Source organism: Herbiconiux sp. FW305-C-125, from assembly GCF_058783455.1.
Window position 1 is genome coordinate 98,446 of record NZ_JBYSYO010000002.1, and the last position, 16,808, is coordinate 115,253.

The 16,808-nt window shown below is 70.1% G+C and carries 16 protein-coding genes, 1 tRNA gene and 1 other RNA gene; 8 read left to right on the forward strand and 10 right to left on the reverse strand.

Translation table 11 applies throughout. The annotated features are described in order from the left end of the window. Positions 1-38 precede the first annotated feature (38 nt). Together AC3WLB_RS07820 and AC3WLB_RS07825 are read right to left on the reverse strand one after the other, a co-directional pair. A tRNA-Leu gene (locus tag AC3WLB_RS07820) sits at positions 39-120 on the reverse strand. Between the two features lie 53 nt (positions 121-173). After that, positions 174-1,409 (reverse strand): MFS transporter, encoded by a 1,236-nt coding sequence (locus tag AC3WLB_RS07825; protein WP_492504876.1) that lies wholly within the window; start codon positions 1,407-1,409, stop codon positions 174-176. A 75-nt stretch (positions 1,410-1,484) separates the two neighbouring features. Between AC3WLB_RS07825 and prfB the strand changes: the two genes are divergently transcribed. The 4 genes from prfB to smpB all read left to right on the forward strand — a co-directional run bounded on the left by prfB (position 1,485) and on the right by smpB (position 5,273). Next, positions 1,485-2,591 (forward strand): peptide chain release factor 2, encoded by a 1,107-nt coding sequence (gene prfB, locus AC3WLB_RS07830; protein ID WP_022894942.1) that lies wholly within the window; start codon positions 1,485-1,487, stop codon positions 2,589-2,591. Between the two features lie 96 nt (positions 2,592-2,687). After that, a complete protein-coding gene (gene ftsE / locus AC3WLB_RS07835; protein ID WP_492504878.1) occupies positions 2,688-3,830 on the forward strand; it encodes a cell division ATP-binding protein FtsE in 1,143 nt (380 codons plus the stop codon). Then, positions 3,827-4,741, forward strand: coding sequence for a permease-like cell division protein FtsX (ftsX, locus tag AC3WLB_RS07840; protein WP_022894940.1), 915 nt, complete (start codon positions 3,827-3,829; stop codon positions 4,739-4,741). The genes ftsE and ftsX overlap by 4 nt, the downstream gene beginning before the upstream one ends. 55 nt (positions 4,742-4,796) lie before the next feature. Further along, on the forward strand, positions 4,797-5,273 hold the full coding sequence (gene smpB / locus AC3WLB_RS07845) for an SsrA-binding protein SmpB (protein WP_022894939.1): 477 nt from the start codon (positions 4,797-4,799) through the stop codon (positions 5,271-5,273). Between the two features lie 24 nt (positions 5,274-5,297). Here the strand turns inward: smpB and AC3WLB_RS07850 are convergent, their stop codons facing one another. Together AC3WLB_RS07850 and AC3WLB_RS07855 are read right to left on the reverse strand one after the other, a co-directional pair. Then, positions 5,298-6,233: an oxidoreductase gene (locus AC3WLB_RS07850; RefSeq protein WP_492504881.1), complete on the reverse strand. Its 936-nt coding sequence runs from the start codon at positions 6,231-6,233 to the stop codon at positions 5,298-5,300. After that, positions 6,230-6,919, reverse strand: a complete 690-nt coding sequence (locus tag AC3WLB_RS07855) for an SIMPL domain-containing protein (protein ID WP_492504883.1) — start codon at positions 6,917-6,919, stop codon at positions 6,230-6,232. The genes AC3WLB_RS07850 and AC3WLB_RS07855 overlap by 4 nt, the downstream gene beginning before the upstream one ends. Before the next feature lie 116 nt (positions 6,920-7,035). Between AC3WLB_RS07855 and ssrA the strand changes: the two genes are divergently transcribed. Further along, positions 7,036-7,434, forward strand: a transfer-messenger RNA (tmRNA) gene (gene ssrA, locus AC3WLB_RS07860). 56 nt (positions 7,435-7,490) lie between these two features. Here ssrA and AC3WLB_RS07865 read toward each other — a convergent pair. Both AC3WLB_RS07865 and AC3WLB_RS07870 read right to left on the reverse strand, forming a co-directional pair. Beyond that, positions 7,491-8,147 (reverse strand): histidine phosphatase family protein, encoded by a 657-nt coding sequence (locus AC3WLB_RS07865; RefSeq protein WP_492504885.1) that lies wholly within the window; start codon positions 8,145-8,147, stop codon positions 7,491-7,493. A 42-nt stretch (positions 8,148-8,189) separates the two neighbouring features. Continuing rightward, on the reverse strand, positions 8,190-9,041 hold the full coding sequence (locus AC3WLB_RS07870) for a DUF72 domain-containing protein (RefSeq protein WP_492504887.1): 852 nt from the start codon (positions 9,039-9,041) through the stop codon (positions 8,190-8,192). 45 nt (positions 9,042-9,086) lie between these two features. On the opposite strand from AC3WLB_RS07870, the gene AC3WLB_RS07875 reads away from it, so the two are divergent. The 3 genes from AC3WLB_RS07875 to AC3WLB_RS07885 all read left to right on the forward strand — a co-directional run bounded on the left by AC3WLB_RS07875 (position 9,087) and on the right by AC3WLB_RS07885 (position 12,832). Further along, positions 9,087-10,328, forward strand: a complete 1,242-nt coding sequence (locus tag AC3WLB_RS07875) for an NAD(P)/FAD-dependent oxidoreductase (RefSeq protein ID WP_492504889.1) — start codon at positions 9,087-9,089, stop codon at positions 10,326-10,328. Positions 10,329-10,466: 138 nt separating this feature from the next. Continuing rightward, a complete protein-coding gene (locus AC3WLB_RS07880) occupies positions 10,467-11,219 on the forward strand; it encodes an META domain-containing protein (protein WP_492504891.1) in 753 nt (250 codons plus the stop codon). Positions 11,220-11,290: 71 nt separating this feature from the next. Beyond that, positions 11,291-12,832 (forward strand): S1C family serine protease, encoded by a 1,542-nt coding sequence (locus tag AC3WLB_RS07885; RefSeq protein ID WP_492504893.1) that lies wholly within the window; start codon positions 11,291-11,293, stop codon positions 12,830-12,832. A gap of 28 nt (positions 12,833-12,860) precedes the next feature. Here the strand turns inward: AC3WLB_RS07885 and AC3WLB_RS07890 are convergent, their stop codons facing one another. The 4 genes from AC3WLB_RS07890 to aroA all read right to left on the reverse strand — a co-directional run bounded on the left by AC3WLB_RS07890 (position 12,861) and on the right by aroA (position 16,755). Then, a complete protein-coding gene (locus tag AC3WLB_RS07890) occupies positions 12,861-13,382 on the reverse strand; it encodes a septum formation family protein (protein WP_022898245.1) in 522 nt (173 codons plus the stop codon). Between the two features lie 89 nt (positions 13,383-13,471). Then, the gene (locus AC3WLB_RS07895) at positions 13,472-14,329 is read right to left on the reverse strand and encodes an inositol monophosphatase family protein (RefSeq protein ID WP_492504896.1); all 858 of its coding nucleotides are present in this window, start codon (positions 14,327-14,329) and stop codon (positions 13,472-13,474) included. 24 nt (positions 14,330-14,353) lie between these two features. Continuing rightward, the gene (rsgA, locus tag AC3WLB_RS07900; RefSeq protein WP_492504898.1) at positions 14,354-15,397 is read right to left on the reverse strand and encodes a ribosome small subunit-dependent GTPase A; all 1,044 of its coding nucleotides are present in this window, start codon (positions 15,395-15,397) and stop codon (positions 14,354-14,356) included. Beyond that, entirely contained in the window at positions 15,394-16,755 is a 1,362-nt protein-coding gene (gene aroA, locus AC3WLB_RS07905; protein WP_492504900.1) for a 3-phosphoshikimate 1-carboxyvinyltransferase, read from the reverse strand. The genes rsgA and aroA overlap by 4 nt, the downstream gene beginning before the upstream one ends. Positions 16,756-16,808 lie beyond the last annotated feature (53 nt).

Below are 16,808 nucleotides of genomic sequence, written 5' to 3' on the forward strand. Positions count from 1 at the left end.
GAGCGGTTCATCCGCCCGGCGGCACCAAAATTCGAGAGTACGGGAGAAGGGACTTGAACCCTCACGCTCGAAAGCACAGGAACCTAAATCCTGCGTGTCTGCCAATTCCACCACTCCCGCAGAACTGGTTCCAGTGTAGGGGGTGCTTGTTCGGCATTCTCCGAGCCGGTGGCTCAGCGCGCCGCGCGGGGGATGTGCGGGAGGTAGCGGGGCACGTTGCGGATGAGGATGCCCGCTCCCACGAGCCCGACGACGCCGACGAACGCGGTCGCGAGCGAGAGCGACGCCACGGCGATGATGCCCGAGACCACGAGCGGTGCCGCGGCCGCCCCGGCGTCGGCGGTGAACCGGAACGCGCCGAGGAACGGCGCCGGGTTCTGCTGCGGCGCGAGGTCGGCGCTCAACGTCATGATGATCCCGCTGCCCACCCCGTTCGCCACTCCCATCACGATCGCCACGACGATGAACCACTGCACGGCGCCCGGCAGGTCGTGGGTGAAGGAGAGCGTGATGAGAGCGAGTCCCATGCCCACCATCGAGGGCACGACGCTCCACAACCGGCCGAACCGGTCCATGATCTGGCCGCTGGTGTAGAACAACGCGAAGTCGGCTGCGGCGCCGATGCCCACGATGATGGCGGTCGACGACTCGGAGAGTCCGATGCTCACCGCCCACAGCGGCAGGATGGCCATCCGGCTGGCCCGCAGCGCCCCGACGACGCCGGCCCCGCTGCCCATGCGCAGCAGCACGCCGCGGTTCTGCCAGATCGTGCTGAACAGCCCCACCGACTCGGCGCGCACCAGCAGTTCGCCGGGGTCCGGCTTCGGGGCGTTCGCGGTGGGGTCGGGCATCACGACGAGCACGACGGTGACGATGACCGCGCACGCGATGTGCAAGAGGAACGCCGCCTGCACCGAGCCGCTCAGCGCGATCACGGCGGCGCCGAGGAACGGGCCGATGAACCAGCCGGCGCGGAACGATCCGCCGAGGGTGGAGAGGGCGCGGGCGCGGATGCGCACGGGCACGAAGGTGGTCATGAACGCTTGCCGGGCGAGGGCGAACACCGCCGCGGAGAGGCCGAGGAAGAAGATGGCGACGCCGAACAGGGCGGCCGTGGCGGAGAGCATCGCCACCGTCACCGAGAGGATGGACAGCAGCGCGGCCGCGATCATCGCCGTGCGCTCACCGATCTTCGCCACCAGCCAGCCGCTCGGGATGTCGCCGGCCAGCTGGCCGACCACGATCATCGCCGCGATGAAGCCGGCGCCGGCGAGTCCGGCGCCGAGCGAATCGGCGACCGCCGGGATGATCGGGATGATCGCGCCTTCGCCGATCCCGAACAACAGCGACGGCAGGAGCGCGGGCAGCGCGATCGATCGGAACCGGAAGTCGTCGCTCGCCACACTCATCGCAACTATTTTACGCCCGCTAACCACCTTGCCGCCCACGGCTGCCCGGCGGCCACTCGATAGACTGTGCGGACGATGTTAGACATTGACCTCTCCGAACAGATCGCCCAGCTCCGCAGCACCTTCGCCGACATCCGCTCGGTCGTCGACGTCGACGCCCTCACGGCGGAGATCGCGCGCCTCAGCGAGGAGGCCGGTGCCCCCGATCTCTGGGACGACACCGAGAAGGCGCAGAAGGTCACGAGCGCGCTCAGCCATCGGCAGGGCGAGCTCGCCCGCATCGACTCGATCGAGAGCCGCCTCGACGACCTCGAGGTGCTGATCGAGTTGGCGAACTCCGAGAACGACGAGGAGTCGGCCGAAGAGGCCAAGGCCGAGCTGGCGGCCCTGCAGAAGGTGCTCGGCGACCTCGAGGTGCAGACGCTGCTCAACGGGGAGTGGGATGCTCGGCCCGCCGTCGTCACCATCCGCTCCGGTGCCGGTGGAGTCGACGCCGCCGACTTCGCCGAGATGCTCATGCGCATGTACCTCCGCTGGGCCGAGAAGCACGGCTACTCCACCACGGTGATGGACACGAGCTACGCCGAGGAGGCGGGCATCAAGTCCGCCACCTTCGAGGTCGACGCCCCGTACGCTTTCGGCACCCTCTCGGTGGAGGCCGGTACTCACCGCCTGGTGCGGATGAGCCCGTTCGGCGCCGCAGGCAAGCGGCAGACGAGCTTCGCCGCGGTCGAGGTCATCCCCTTGATGGAGGAGGCCGCGGCCGTCGAGATCCCCGAGTCCGACATCCGGGTCGACGTGTTCCGGTCGTCGGGGCCGGGCGGGCAATCGGTCAACACCACCGACTCGGCCGTGCGCATCACCCACCTCCCCACCGGCACCGTGGTGTCGATGCAGAACGAGAAGTCGCAGATCCAGAACCGCGCCGCCGCCATGCGGGTGCTGCAGTCGCGGCTGCTGCTCATCCAGCGGGAGCAGGAGGCGGCGCAGAAGAAAGAACTGGCCGGCACCATCACGGCCAGCTGGGGCGACCAGATGCGCAGCTACGTGCTCGCGCCCTACCAGATGGTGAAAGACCTGCGCACCGAGTACGAGGTCAACAACCCCTCGGCCGTGTTCGACGGCGACCTCGACGGGTTCATCGCGGCGGGCATCCGCTGGCGCAAGACCAAGCCCGAGTAGTCGCCACGCGGATGCGCGAGCCGGTTTCTATGAATCGGCGCGTCCAGCGCGTCGCGACCCGGATTCCGGCGATGGGCTGCTTAGTCTCGTCACGACATGATTCGGTTTGATCACGTAACCAAGACGTACAAGGGCACCAAGCGGCCGGCCCTCAACTCGATCGACCTCGAAATCCTGCGCGGGGAGTTCGTCTTCCTCGTCGGGGCCTCGGGGTCGGGCAAGTCGAGCTTCCTCCGCCTGATCCTCAAGGAGGACCGGCCGAGCTCGGGCAACATCCACGTGCTCGGGCAAGACCTGAACGCCATCTCGAACCGGAAGGTGCCGTATTTCCGGCGCAATCTCGGCGTGGTCTTCCAGGACTTCCGGCTGCTGCCCTCGAAGAACGTGTTCGACAACGTGGCGTTCACCCTGCAGGTGATCGGCAAGTCGCGCGGCTTCATCCAGGAGGCGGTGCCCGACGTGCTGCAGATGGTGGGCCTGGCCGAGAAGGCGAACCGGCTGCCGCACGAGCTCTCCGGTGGTGAGCAGCAGCGCGTGGCGATCGCCCGTGCCGTGGTGAACAAGCCGGCCATCCTGCTCGCCGACGAGCCCACCGGTAACCTCGACCCCTCCACGAGCGCGGGGATCATGACCGTGCTCGAGCGCATCAACGCCGGCGGCACCACGGTGGTCATGGCCACCCACGACAACGCGATCGTCGACCACATGAAGCGCCGTGTGATCGAGCTCGTCACCGGTCAGATCGTGCGCGACGAAGACCAGGGCGGCTACGGCATGACCGCCGAGATCGCCCTGCAGGACTCCGGGCTGACGGCCGAGATCGCTCTCGGCGACGGACTCGTGCGGCCGGTCGGCCCGGCGCAGCCGCACGTCGCACCGCCGCGGTACACCACGCCGCCGGTGCCCACGTCGACGCAGGCGACCCCGGTGAGCCCGCCGCCGGTGCAGCCGGTCAACCCGGCGGTCCCGGCCGCAGCCGTACCGCCCGTGCCCGTGCCGGCCGCATCCGCCCCGTCGGCACCCGTGCCTCCTGCGTCCGCGCCGTCCGCATCCGTCCCTGAGCCCGCGCCCGCCCCGGAACAGCGCGTCACCGTGCCACCGATGCCCGTGCAACCGCCGCAACCCGATCCGCACGACCCCGCCACCGAATCGCTCACCCTGGCCGAGAAGCTCGGGCTGCGCGCTCCGGGCGCGCCCGCCGATCCGGCCAACGACCAGAACGTGGGGCCCACGACGTGAGATTCGCACTCATCCTCGGCGAGGTCGGCACGGGCCTCCGCCGCAACGTCTCGATGGTCGTGTCCGTCGTGCTCGTCACCTTCATCTCGCTCACCTTCGTGGGCGCAGCAGGGCTCATGCAGTTCCAGATCAACTCGATGAAGACGTTCTGGTACGACAAGGCCCAGGTCGCGATCTACCTCTGCACCGCAACGTCCGGCGGTGACAACTGCGCCGGTGGCGAGGCGACCGCCGATCAGAAGGCGGCGGTGCAGGCGCAACTCGACTCGCCGACGCTGCAGCCGTTCATCCAGCAGTACTACTTCGAGGACCACGAGCAGGCCTACGAGAACTTCAAGCAGCAGTTCGCCGACAACCCGGTCACCGCGTACGTCACGCCGGACCTGCTGAACGAGACCTTCTGGGTGAACCTCAAAGACCCGCAGCAGTCGGACGTGCTGGTCGAGAGTCTCTCCGGGCTGGCGGGCGTGGACAGTGTCACCGACCAGCGCAGTTATCTCGAGCAGATCTTCGCCATCCTCAACATCGCCAGCGTCACCGCGATCGGCATCGCCGCGCTCATGCTCGTGGCCGCGGTGCTGCTGATCGCCACCACGATCCGGCTCTCCGCGTTCTCGAGGCGGCGTGAGCTCGGCATCATGCGTCTGGTGGGGGCGTCGAACCGCTTCATCCAGACTCCCTTCATCCTCGAGGGGGTGATCGCGTCGCTCATCGGCTCGGTGCTCGCCGGCGCCGCGATGGTGGCGATCGTCAAGTTCTTCGTTCAGGACCAACTGGCCAAGGCGCTGCCTTTCACCTCGTTCGTCGGGCTCGATGCGGCGTTCATCGTGGCGCCGTGCCTGATCGTCCTCGGGGCGATCCTGGCCGCCTTGTCGGCGAAGGTCGCCATCACGCGCTACCTGAAGGTCTAGAATGGTGGGCTGCCTCGATTCGAGGCGCCCCACCTGAACGAGACGAGGAGACGCCGTGCCACGCGAACGCGGACAGAAGGTCGTCGCGACCAACCGCAAGGCGCGCCACGACTACACCATCGAGGACACCTATGAGGCCGGGCTCGTGCTCACCGGCACCGAGGTGAAGTCGCTGCGGGCCGGCCGGGCCTCGCTCGTCGACGGCTACGCCTTCATCGACGGGGGAGAGGCGTGGCTCGATGCCGTGCACATCCCGGAGTACAACGAGGGCACCTGGAACAACCACCCGCCGCGCCGCAAGCGCAAGCTGCTGCTGCACAAGGAGCAGATCCTCAAGATCTCGCACAAGACCAAAGAGGGCGGCTACACGCTGGTGCCCCTGCAGCTCTACTTCAGCGACGGCCGTGCGAAAGTCGAGATCGCGGTCGCGAAGGGCAAGCGCGAGTACGACAAGAGGCAGGCGCTGCGCGAACGGCAGGACAAGCGCGAGGCCGATCGCGCGATGGCTTCCCGCCGCAACCTCGGCGACTGAGCATCGCCTGACTCGCGTGCCGGGTCAGTCGGGGAGGCCGTAGGTCACGCCGGTGAGGCGCTCCGCCGTCGCCCAGAGCGGACGGGCGATGGCGGGGTCGCGCGCGTAGGGCTTGGCCGCCACCACCGCGGGGCGGCCCTTGAGCTGGCGCCAGCCTGCCGGGCCCCAGTATTGGCCGCCCCGAGCGTCGGGGTCGGTCGCGGCGGCGACGATCGGCCACGCCCCGGCGTTCTTGCCTTGGGCGATCGCGCGATACGCCGCTCGCGACACCGCGGTGCCCGTCTTCGGCGCGGGCAGGATGTCGCGGGGCGGCGACAGCTCGTCGACGGCGAACCCCGGATGCGCCACCAGACTGGCCGTGCGCGCCCCGGCGAGCCGCAACCGTCGATCGAGCTCGAACCCGTAGGTCATCACGGCGAGCTTCGAGCGGCCGTAGGTGCGGAACTCCCGGAACCGGCCGGCCTCCGCCTGCAGGTCGTCGAGGTCGAGCCGGGTGAACTCGTGGCTGATGCTGCCCAGATGCACGATGCGGGCGGGTGCGGATTGCGCGGTGAGGTGGGGGAGCATCCGCCCGATCAGCGCGAAATGGCCGAGGAAGTTCGTGCCGAGCATCGACTCGAAGCCGTCGGCCGTGGTCTGGCGGCCCTTCGAGGCCAGCACGCCGGCGTTGGCGATGAGTGCGTCGATGCGGGGCAGCTCGGCGAGCTCGGCGGCGGCGTCGGCCACCGAGGAGAGGTCGGCGAGGTCGAGCCGCACGAAGCGCGCGCGTGCGGCGGGCACCCACTGGCGCACCGAGCGCACGGCGGCGTCGCCGCGCTCGGGGTTGCGGGCGGCGATCACGACCTCGGCGCCGGCGGCGGCGAGCTGCTCGGCCGCCCAGTAGCCGAGTCCGCCGGTGCCGCCGGTCACCACGATGGTGCGGCCGCTGAGGTCGGGCACCTGCGCGTCGAGGCCGCTCACGCGACCGGGCCCGGCGCCGAAGGACTCTGCGCCGAGAAGCGGGCGTGCACCGTCGCCTCGACCTCGATCGCGCTGGGTCGGAGCTCCATGCCGCCTCCGCCGCCGACCGGAGCGCCCTTCGCCATCGCCTGCACCGCGAACTGCGGGGGAGCCGGGTTGTCGAGGAGGCCGGGATCCGAGAGGGAGATCGGCGTCACCGGGCCGAGGCCGAGGGCCGCGGCGTACTCGCCCGCCTTCTGCAGCGCATCCGCCACCGCACCGCGGCGGGCCTCGGCCTGCAGTTCGGCTTCGGTGTGGCGGGCGAGCCGCCAGTCGATGCCGTCGATGGCGATGCCGTCGCGGATGGAGACGACGTCGATCCACTCGGAGAGCGCCTCGAAGTCGTCGAACTCGGCGTCGACGAACACGGCGCTGTGGAATTCGACCGGCAGGCGGGTGCCGTCGTTGCTCCACGGCCGCTGGCCCCAGACGCGGATGTCTTCGGAATGCCAGCTGATCACCGGCCCGTCGTGCTCGTCGAGGATCGATTCGAGCGAGCCGGTGAGTGACTCGTGCGCGGAGCGGGTGGCCGCCAGCACGCTGTCGCGCTTGGAGCCCTCGAAGCCCACGCCGATGCGCACCCGTGCGCGCTCCGGATCGCGCAGGATGCGGCTCGTCCCGGCGACGGTGATGATGGTGTCCGGCATGCTCCTACGATATTCCATGTGCATCTCGGCGCGGATCTGTTGTAAGCTTGAGGGCTGCTCTGGGCCAGTTCCCGCAGCGTTTGGCAACTCAACAGCGTGCACCAGTGACCCGGTGCGGGGATGATCGGTTTCGACATCGCCTGCGAAACAGCGAGAAGCGGGTCGAGGATGCAGGGTTATCTCGTAAACGATCTCTGCAAAAAAATAAGTGCCAATTCAAACAGCACTGTTGCGGCCAAGAAGGCCTCCTTCGCCCTTGCGGCCTAGGACTTCCTTCCTAGCTAATTAGCAACTGTCGGTCCGGGAATGCTCTCTACCCGGGTTCCGGCATCATCTAGAGAGATTGCTGCGACGTCGCGCCTCAGGGCGTCGCGGGACTTGCACTGAGGCTGGGCCCGTCGACCGAGAAGCCTGAAGCACAGGTCGGGGCCGAGTAGAACGACCATCAGGCTACGTCCGTAGAAGGCGCTGAATCACAGCGATGGACGGGGGTTCAATTCCCCCCATCTCCACGATGGTCACTGGTGCACGCTGCTTGTCGCCTCCCCGCGACGCGTCGTCGCGCGGCGGCTCAGCCGACCGCTTCTCCGGTGGGGTCGGGTGCAGTGGCGTCCTCGAGCTCGGTGCCGCCGAGCGGGGTGCCCTGCCAGTGCGTGGTCACCCAGCCGTCCGCCGGAGAGCCTTCGAGGGTCACCACGCCGGTGTTCTCGAGCGGATGCGTGCGACTGAACTCCGCATCCAGATTGCGCGACGACCACGAGGCCCAGGTGCGGATCGCGGCGCCGTGGCTGAAGACCGCGACCGTGCCCGAGTGCTGCGCCGCGATGGCGGACAGGGCGCCGTCGTACCGCTCGTAGAACTCGGTGCCGTTCTCGCCGCCCGGGATGCGGGCGCCGAAGTCGGTCCACCACTGGAAGATCGTGCCCATGTAGCCCTTGATGGCTTCGTCGTCGCTCCGGCCCTGCAGCGAACCGGCGTCGATCTCCCGCAGACCGGGGAGCTGCACCGGCTCGAGGCCGAGCGCTGCCGCCAACGGCGCGGCGGTCTCGTGGGTGCGTGTCATGGTCGAGACGAAGATCGCGTCGATCCGTTCGCCGGCGAGCGCCGCCGGCACCGCCTGGGCTTGTTCCCGACCCAGGTCGGTGAGCCCCGGGCCCGGAACCACGGTGCCCAGTGCGCCGCGCACGTTGTCGATGGTCTGGCCGTGTCGGATGAGGAGGAGTCGCATCCCTCCCAGCCTACGGGCTCGCGGACCTGCCGGGCGGCGCGCTCAGGCTGTCGCCAGCAGTTCCCGGAGTCGCACCGCGTCGTGTGGCGCGTGACCGTGGGCATCGTTGTCGAAGTAGACGAAGACGTCGCGCGGACGGGCGTCGACGGCACCGCTGCCGACCTGCCAGCCCCGCACCCGCTCGGCCCACCGCTCGAGCGCCACGTCGTCGTATCCGCTGGTGTAGAGCTCCTCCGCGCCGTGCAGTCGCACGTACACGAAGTCGGCGGTGGTGGCCTCGATCATGGGCCATCGGCCCGCGGTGTCGGCGACCACCGACCCGATGTCGTGTGCGGCCAGCAGCTCGGCGAACTCCGGCGCCCGGTAGCTCGGGTGCCGCACCTCGAGGCAGTGCCGCAGCGGCGCATCCGCCTCGATCTCGAGCCACGCACGCCCGTCGAGGCGCTCGTCGTGCCGGCGCGCGAGTTCGAGTGCTGCTCCGGTCGAGCGGGGCAGGAGGTCGAAGAACCCGGCGAGCAACTCCGGATCGAAGGCGAGGCGCTCGGGCAGCTGCCAGAGCACGGGGCCGAGGGCAGGGCCGAGCGCCAGCACTCCGGATGCGAAGAAGTTCGCCAGGGGAGTGGTCACCTCGCGGAGCTGCTTCATGTGGGTGATGAACCGGCCGCCCTTCACGGCGAACACGAAGTCGTCGGGCACCTCGGCACGCCAGCGGCGGTAGCTCTCGGGCCGCTGGAGCGAGTAGAACGAGCCGTTGATCTCCACCGAGTCGAGCCGCCCGGCGGCGTACTCCAATTCGCGGCGCTGCGCGAGACCCGGCGGGTAGAAGTCGCCTCGCCAGCCGCGGTACCGCCACCCCGAGATGCCCACGAAAGCACGGGTGCGTCGCGTCTGCATACGGCGGAGCGTACGCTGATCGAGTCGCCGCCGAAAGGAGTCGCCGTGCCGGGTGCCGAGGATGCCAGCCAGACCTTCGTGATCGTCGGGGCCGGCTTGGCCGGGGCGACCGCCGCCACCACCCTCCGCGAGGAGGGGTTCGCCGGGCGGATCGTGCTCGTGGGGCTCGAGCCGCACCATCCCTACCTCCGGCCGCCGCTGTCGAAGGAGTTCCTGGCCGGCTCCGCCGATCGGGAGAGCGTGTTCGTGGCCGCTGCCGACTCCTACGCCGAGCGCGGCATCGAGCTGAGGCGGGGCGTGCGGGCGCTCAGCGTCGATCCGATCGACCACCTCGTGGCTCTCGACGACGGCAGCGAGGTGCACTACGCCAAGCTGCTGCTCAGCACCGGGTCGCGTCCCCGGCGCCCGGACCTCCCCGGCGCCGGCCTCGACGGGGTGCAGGTGGTGCGCACGCTCGACGACGCCGAGGCGCTGCACGAGCGCCTGGCCGGCGGTGGCCGCCGGGTGGTCACGGTGGGCGCCGGCTGGATCGGGCTCGAGGTGGCGGCGACCGCACGCACTCTGGGCAACGACGTGACCGTGCTGGATCGCGGCGCGGTGCCCTTGGCATCGACGCTCGGGGCGGAGGTCGGCGGTGTGTTCGCGCAGCTCCACGCCGACCACGGCGTCCGCATCCGCCCCCACAGCGCCGTCGCGCGGATCATCGGCGCGAGCGGGGCGGTCACCGCCGTGGAGCTCGCGGACGGCACGGTTCTGCCCGCGGACGTCGTGGTGTTCGGCATCGGGGCGGAGCCCTGGCTCGACCTCGCCGAGTCGGCCGGGCTCGAGGTCACGACGGGCATCGCCGTCGATGAGCACCTCCGCTCGAGCGACCCCGACATCTACGCTGCCGGCGACGTCGCCGACGCGATGCATCCGCTCGTCGGCCTGCGCCTGCGCAGTGAGCACTGGGCGAACGCCCTCGCGGGCGGAGCGGTCGCCGCGCGGTCGATGCTCGGCCTCGGCGCCGTGCACGACGCGATCCCCTACTTCTACAGCGATCAGTTCGACCTGGGGATGGAGTACTCGGGCTACGTGCCGTTGGCGCAGGGCGGCGAGGTCGTCTTCCGCGGCGACCCGGCCGCGCGGGAGTTCGTCGCGTTCTGGCTCGCCGACGGCAGGGTCGTCGCGGGCATGAACGTGAACGTGTGGGACGTCAACGACGATGTGCAGGCCCTCATCCGGCGCGGGCGGCGAGTCGATCCGGCGGCCCTGGCCGACCCGGCCGTACCGCTCGCGGAGCTCTGAGCCGTCGCGCGCGAAGCGTCAGGGGATTCCCGGGAGACCGTGTCCTCGGCGTTATCTCCCGTTGTTACGGTGGAAGGAGAGCCGGACGACGACCGGCGAGCACGGGGAACGGATGTGAGCGGGATGAGACTCGACCAGATGAGGGCGATCGGCCTGGCGGCGCTGGGGCTTGCTGCCGTGGTAGCGCTCAGCGCCTGCGCCTCCGGGGCAGCGTCATCGCCCTCCGCGTCGGGCAGCGGATCGGGCGGCACCGAGCCGGCCACCGCCACCGACCTGGTGGGGGTGTGGGTGACCGGGGAGAGCTATCACTCGCCGAAGCAGCCGCGTCTCGACATCGCCGCCGACGGCACCTGGACGGGCTCCGACGGCTGCAACGGCACGGAGGGGACGTGGTCGGTCGCGGCCGACGGGTCGCTCTCGGTCACGGCGGGCCTCAGCACGCTCATCGGCTGCGACGGCGCCGACCTGCCGGGGATGTTCTCGAAGGCCGCGCTGGCCTACCTCGACGGGGAGTCGCTCGTGCTGGCCGATGCCGACGGCGCCCCCGTGGTCACCCTCGTCGCCGAGCCCGCGGATGGAGCGTCGGCCACGCCGTCGACGGCCGGGGTGCTCGGCACCTGGTCGGCGGATGCGCCGCAGGGCACCGAGGTGTTCCTCACCTTCACCGACGGCAAGGTCACCGGCAAAGACGGCTGCAACAACCTGATGGGCTCGTGGAGCGCCAGCGACGGCACCACGATCGTCCTGTCCGGTCTGGCCTCGACCATGATGTACTGCGAGGGTGTCGACACCTGGCTCGCGAAGGCGGTCGGCCTCACGATCGAGGGCGACACGGCCGTGGTGGTCGACGACTCCGGCGCACAGATCGGGACCCTTCACCACCAAGGCTGACAAATGCTCGTCTCTCGGTAGACTGGTCGGTAGCTGAGCACTGCTCACTACCCGCCGTCTGAGGAGAGACCATGAGCCGATCCGTTCGCACCCGTCCACCCTTCCGCCGCTCCATGCCGCGGCGTGTCGCTGCCGGACTGACCGCGGCCGTCGCGGTCTCGACGCTGGCCGGCTGCACCGGCGGTGGCGGGGCGGGTGGCGCCGTCGACTTCGACGGCGTGCAGTCGGCCACCATCCAGATCGAGTCCGAGGGTACCTTCGCCGATCCCGAGAACGGTCAGACCGCCGAGCAGGCCGGCCTCGGCTCGGGCTTCTTCATCTCGGCCGACGGTCTCGCCCTCACCAACAACCACGTCGTGGCGGGCGCCGGCACCACGAAGGTGCACGTGGGCGGGGGAGACGAGAAGTACGGCGCCGAGATCCTTGGCTCGTCGGAGTGTCTCGACCTCGCCGTGATCAAGGTCGACGGACCGGGCTTCCCGTTCCTGGGTTGGCAGAAGGGCGACATCACGACCGGTGAGGAGGTCTACGCCGCGGGCTTCCCGCTCGGCGACCCGGACTTCACACTCACCAAAGGCATCGTCTCGAAGAACGACACCGGCGGCCAGACGGCGTGGGCATCGATCGATCACATCATCGAGCACGACGCCAAGATCCGGCCGGGCAACTCCGGGGGCCCGCTGGTGAACGCGCAGGGGCAGGTCGTCGGCGTCAACTACGCCAGCGTGGCCGAACTCGACTCCAACTTCGCCATCCACCGCGACGAGGCCCAGAAGGTGGTGCAGAAGCTCATCGACGGCGAAGACGTGCAGAGCCTCGGCGTGAACGCGCAGGCCCTGCCGGTGGGCGACGACGGAACGCCGCTGGGCGTCTGGGTCAGCTCGGTGAAGGCGGGCTCCCCGGCCGATGCCGCGGGCGTGCTGCCCGGCGACGTGCTGCTGCGGATGTCGGGCACCACCCTCGCCCAGTCCGGATCGCTCGAGGAGTACTGCGACGTGATCAAGACGCAGGGGACGGACGGGACGATCGATGTCGACGTCTACCGTCCGTCGGACGACACCTTCTACCGGGGTCAGTTCAACGGCAAGGAGCTCTCGGCGGTGACCGTGCCCGGCCTCGGCCAGCAGTCGGGCGGTGCGACGGATGATCGGGAGTACACCACCATCACCGACGACTCCGGCGTGCTGAGCGTCGAGGTGCCGGCCGACTGGACCGATGTCGACGGCGCTGCCTTCCAGGGCATCGGCGGCCACCAGTTCCTCGACGTGCGGGCGAGCACCAGCCTGCAGCAGCTCGCCGAGTCCTGGGGCACATCCGGCGTGACGGTCTCGGCGGCCGAGATGGCGCCCGATCTCACGCCGGACGCGATCTTCGGCTACTTCACCGATCTCACCGCGCAGTGCGCACCCACGAGCGCCGACACCTACTCCGACGGCGTGTACGAGGGTCAGTACCAGTACTACTCGCACTGCGGCGGGCAGAGCGACTACGTCATGGTGGTGGCCTACCCCGAAGACCAGAGCTACGTCGTGGTCGTGACCCTCGCCATCGCCAACCCAGCCGATCTGCCGGCGATCGAGCACGTCATGGGCAGTTTTGCGGTGACGTTCTGATGCGCACGCTCCGCAGCAGTGTCAGCGGTTACTTGCCCACGCCCTGCAGCGAGCCGACGACCTTGCCCTCGGGGTCGCCGATGAGGCAGGAGACGAGACGGTCGTCGCCGTCGGTCCACGAGCCCTCGGTGGGGGTGAAGTAGGTGTAGCCGTACATCGAGTCGTCGTACGAGACGCCGACGAAGGGCTGGAACAGCGCAAGGCACTGGGCATCGGCCTGCTCGTCGATCGCGTCGTCGCCCGGGAACTCGTCGCCGGTGAGTTCGAATTCGTCGTAGACCTCGAAGTCGTGCTCGTCGGCGCAGTCGACGATCGGCACCTCGCTGACCTCGGTGCCGTCGGTGTCGTTCAGGCACTGGCCCACCGACAGGGTGAAGACGTCGGTGTCGGTCTGCTCGATCTCCTCGCCGGTCTGCGAGTCGGTGGCCGGCGGCGCAGAACTCGGGAAGAGGGCGGTGCAGCCCGAGAGCGTGAGTCCCGCCGCGAGAACGGCCGCGACCGCGAGCCCCAGCTTGGTCGATGTGCCGAGTCGGTGGGAAGAAGTCGCCATGAGGTCTCCGTAGGTGAGTGGTGTTTCCGCCTGTGAGGAGCCTGTGAACGCCCCCGAGTGACCATTATGGGGGGCACTCGGTCGAGGGGTCAATTCGGCTGGTTCGGCGACCCGATCAGGCCGAGCACCTGCTCGTGCAGGAGACCGTTGGTCGCGAGGGCGCTGTTGCTCCACGGCCCCGCTGTGCCGTCGGCCGACGTGAACCGCCCGCCGGCTTCCTGCACGATCGGCACCAGTGCGGCCATGTCGTAGGGCTGGAGGTCGAACTCCGCGGCGACCTCGAGCTGCCCCTCCGCCACCATCATGTACGACCACATCTCCCCGTACGCGCGCGTACGCCAGACCGCTCGGCTGAGCGAGAGGAGATCGGGGAGTCGGCCGGCTTCGTCCCAGCCCTTGAGGCTGTTGTAGCTGAGCGAGGCATCCGCCAGCGCGCCGATGCCGGACACGCGGATGGCGCGCGGGCCGCCGGTGCGCTCGTCCAGGGCATCCGTCGTGAACGCGCCGAGACCGGTGGCCGCCCACCAGCGACGGCCGAGGGCGGGAGCGCTGACCACTCCGACGGTCGGCACGCCGTCGACGGCCAGGGCGATGAGCGTGGCCCAGACCGGGACCCCGCGCATGAAGTTGGCGGTGCCGTCGATCGGGTCGAGGATCCACTGCCGGCTGGAGGCACCGGCCGTCCCGAACTCCTCGCCGAGGATGGCGTCGCCCGGGCGGGCCGCGGCGAGCTCGGCGCGCATGGCCTGCTCGACGGCGCGGTCGGCATCCGTCACCGGCGTGCGGTCGGGTTTCGCCGTGACGGTGAGGTCGGTGGCGCGGAAGCGCTCGCGCGAGATGGCATCGGCGAGGTCGGCCAGGCGCAGCGCCAGCGCGAGGTCATCGGCGGGAGCGGGCGCCGCGTCACGAGGCGCGGTGGCGGGGGAGGCGGAGTCGTTCGAAGTCACCCGTCCAGGCTAGCGGGGCGCCGCTCAGGCCGTGCCGTCGAGCAGCTTGCGGAGGGACTCGATGCGCGCCTTGCCGCTCTCACCGAGCTCACCCGCCTCGACGCGGTCGATGATCTCCCAGTCGTGCGCCTCGGTGAGCGGAATGCCGTCCGGCGGGTCTCCGGCCGGCACGCGAGCGGTGGCCGCGAACGACTTGAGGATGTTCGCCGGATCGACGTGCCCGAGGCCGAACGAACGCACGCCCGGTGTGTCGATGATCCAGCCGGTGCGGCCGTCGGCGGCACGCAGGCGCAGGCAGATGGTCGACGATGAGGTGTGCCGGCCGCGTCCGGTGACCGTGTTCACCACACCGGTCGCCCGGTCGGCGCCCGGCACCAAGGTGTTGACGAGAGTCGACTTGCCGACACCGGAGTGCCCCACCGTGACGGTGGTGTGCCCCACGAGCAGGTCGGTGAGTTCCTCGATCGGCACCCGCTCGCGCGACAGCGTGACGATCTCGATGTCGAGCGCCTCGAACTCCGCCAGGAGCGGCGCCGGGTCGGCGAGGTCGGTCTTGGTGACGCAGAGGATCGGCGTGATGCCGGCGTCGAAGGCCGCGACCAGGTAACGATCGATCAGGCGGGCCCGCGGTTCGGGGTTGGCTGCCGCCACCACGATGAGCATCTGGTCGGCGTTCGCCACGATGACGCGTTCCACCGCATCCGAGTCGTCGGCGCTGCGCCGCAGCAGAGTGCTGCGGTCGTGCACCCGCACGACCCGGGCCAGGGTGCCGGGTTCGCCGGAGGTGTCGCCCACCAGGTCGACCCAGTCGCCGGTCACGATCGGGGTGCGGCCGAGTTCGCGGGCCCGCGATGCCGTGATCTCGTGCTCCTCGGGGGTGTCCTGCTGAACGAGCACGCCGAACCGGCCGCGGTCGACGGTCATGACGCGTCCGGGCAGGGCGTTCTCGTGGGCCGGCCGCGTCTTGGTGCGGGGGCGGTTGCCTTTGGGATTCGGGCGGATGCGCACCGACGATTCATCGAACTCGTCGTCGTCATCGTCCGCGTCGTCGTCGGCCCACCAGCTCATGCGCCACCCGTGAGCATGTGGCGCCAGAGCTCGGGGAACTCCGGCATGGTCTTCGAGGTCGACGCGATGTCGTGCACCAGCACGCCGTCGACGGCGAGGCCGATCACGGCGCCCGCGGTGGCCATGCGGTGGTCGGCGTAGCTCGACCAGACACCGCCGTGCAGGGGCCGAGGGTTCACCGCGAGGCCGTCGGGCAGCTCCGTGACGTCGCCGCCGAGCTGGTTGATCTCGGTGGCGAGCGCGGCGAGCCGATCGGTCTCGTGGTGGCGGATGTGGCCGATCCCGGTGATCTCGCTCGGCTCCGTGGCGAGCGCCGCCAGCGCGACGACGGTGGGGGCGAGTTCGCCGCCGGTGCTGAGGTCGATCTGGATGCCCCGGATGCGCTCACCCCCGGTGACGGTGAGCGCGCCCGCCGACCGTTCCACCGTGGCACCGAACAGGGGCAGGATGTCGGCGAGATCGGCGCCGACCTGAGTCGTCGCATCCGGCCAGCCGGTGATCGTCACCCGGCCGCCCGTGACCAGCGCGGCGGCGAGGAATGGCGCCGCGTTCGAGAGGTCGGGCTCGATCGCGACCTCGGCCCCGCTGATCGGGCCGGACGGCACCGTCCAGCTGTCGTGTGCGGCACCGACGGCGACCTCGACACCGCGCCCGCGCAACGCGGCCACGGTCATCTCGATGTGCGGCTGGCTGGGGAGACGGGCGCCGGAGTGGCGCAGCTCGAGGCCGTCGTCGAACCGCGCCGCTGCCAGCAGCAGGCCGCTCACGAACTGGCTCGACGCGGAGGCGTCGATGGTGAGCGCGCCACCCGTGACGCGGCCGCTGCCGTGCACGGTGAAAGGCAGGGCGGCGCGACCGTCGTCGCCGATGTCGACGCCGAGCGAGCGCAGAGACGAGATGGTGGTGGCCATCGGCCGGCGCCGGGCGCCCTCGTCGCCGTCGAAGGTCGTCGGCCCGAGCGCCAGGGCGGCGACCGGAGGAAGGAAGCGCATGACGGTGCCGGCGAGGCCGCAGTCGATCGTGGTGCTGCCGAGCAGCTCGTCGGCCGGCGTGATCGCGAGGTCGGGGCCGAACCGGCCGGAGCCGCCGACCCGGGTGACGGTGGTGCCGAGCGAACGGAGCGCTTCGACCATGAGGTCGCTGTCGCGCGAGTGCAGGGGGGAGCGGAGGAGCGAGGGGGAGTCGGCGAGTGCCGAGAGCACGAGCTCGCGGTTGGTGAGCGACTTCGATCCTGGCACCTCGACCACCGCGGTGACGGGCGTCGTGGCGCGTGGCGCGGGCCAGTGCTCCTCGGTCGGCTGGGGCGCGTCGTCGCCGTAGGGGTTGAACTCCGGCTTGGAATATCTCGAAACAGGCATCGGTTATCAGAGTAGTCGGCTGCGCACAGCAGCTGAGAGAACGTGTGGAGGAA

What these genes read in the sequence shown, in the direction of transcription:
- AC3WLB_RS07865 (WP_492504885.1), bottom strand. Translation starts at nt 8,147, where the DNA reads ATGCGACTCCTCCTCATCCGACACGGCCAGACCATCGACAACGTGCGC.
- ftsE (WP_492504878.1), top strand. Translation starts at nt 2,688, where the DNA reads ATGATTCGGTTTGATCACGTAACCAAGACGTACAAGGGCACCAAGCGG.
- AC3WLB_RS07885 (WP_492504893.1), top strand. Translation starts at nt 11,291, where the DNA reads ATGAGCCGATCCGTTCGCACCCGTCCACCCTTCCGCCGCTCCATGCCG.
- AC3WLB_RS07880 (WP_492504891.1), top strand. Translation starts at nt 10,467, where the DNA reads ATGAGGGCGATCGGCCTGGCGGCGCTGGGGCTTGCTGCCGTGGTAGCG.
- prfB (WP_022894942.1), top strand. Translation starts at nt 1,485, where the DNA reads ATGTTAGACATTGACCTCTCCGAACAGATCGCCCAGCTCCGCAGCACC.
- aroA (WP_492504900.1), bottom strand. Translation starts at nt 16,755, where the DNA reads ATGCCTGTTTCGAGATATTCCAAGCCGGAGTTCAACCCCTACGGCGAC.
- rsgA (WP_492504898.1), bottom strand. Translation starts at nt 15,397, where the DNA reads ATGAGCTGGTGGGCCGACGACGACGCGGACGATGACGACGACGAGTTC.
- AC3WLB_RS07870 (WP_492504887.1), bottom strand. Translation starts at nt 9,041, where the DNA reads ATGCAGACGCGACGCACCCGTGCTTTCGTGGGCATCTCGGGGTGGCGG.
- AC3WLB_RS07890 (WP_022898245.1), bottom strand. Translation starts at nt 13,382, where the DNA reads ATGGCGACTTCTTCCCACCGACTCGGCACATCGACCAAGCTGGGGCTC.
- AC3WLB_RS07825 (WP_492504876.1), bottom strand. Translation starts at nt 1,409, where the DNA reads ATGAGTGTGGCGAGCGACGACTTCCGGTTCCGATCGATCGCGCTGCCC.
- AC3WLB_RS07855 (WP_492504883.1), bottom strand. Translation starts at nt 6,919, where the DNA reads ATGCCGGACACCATCATCACCGTCGCCGGGACGAGCCGCATCCTGCGC.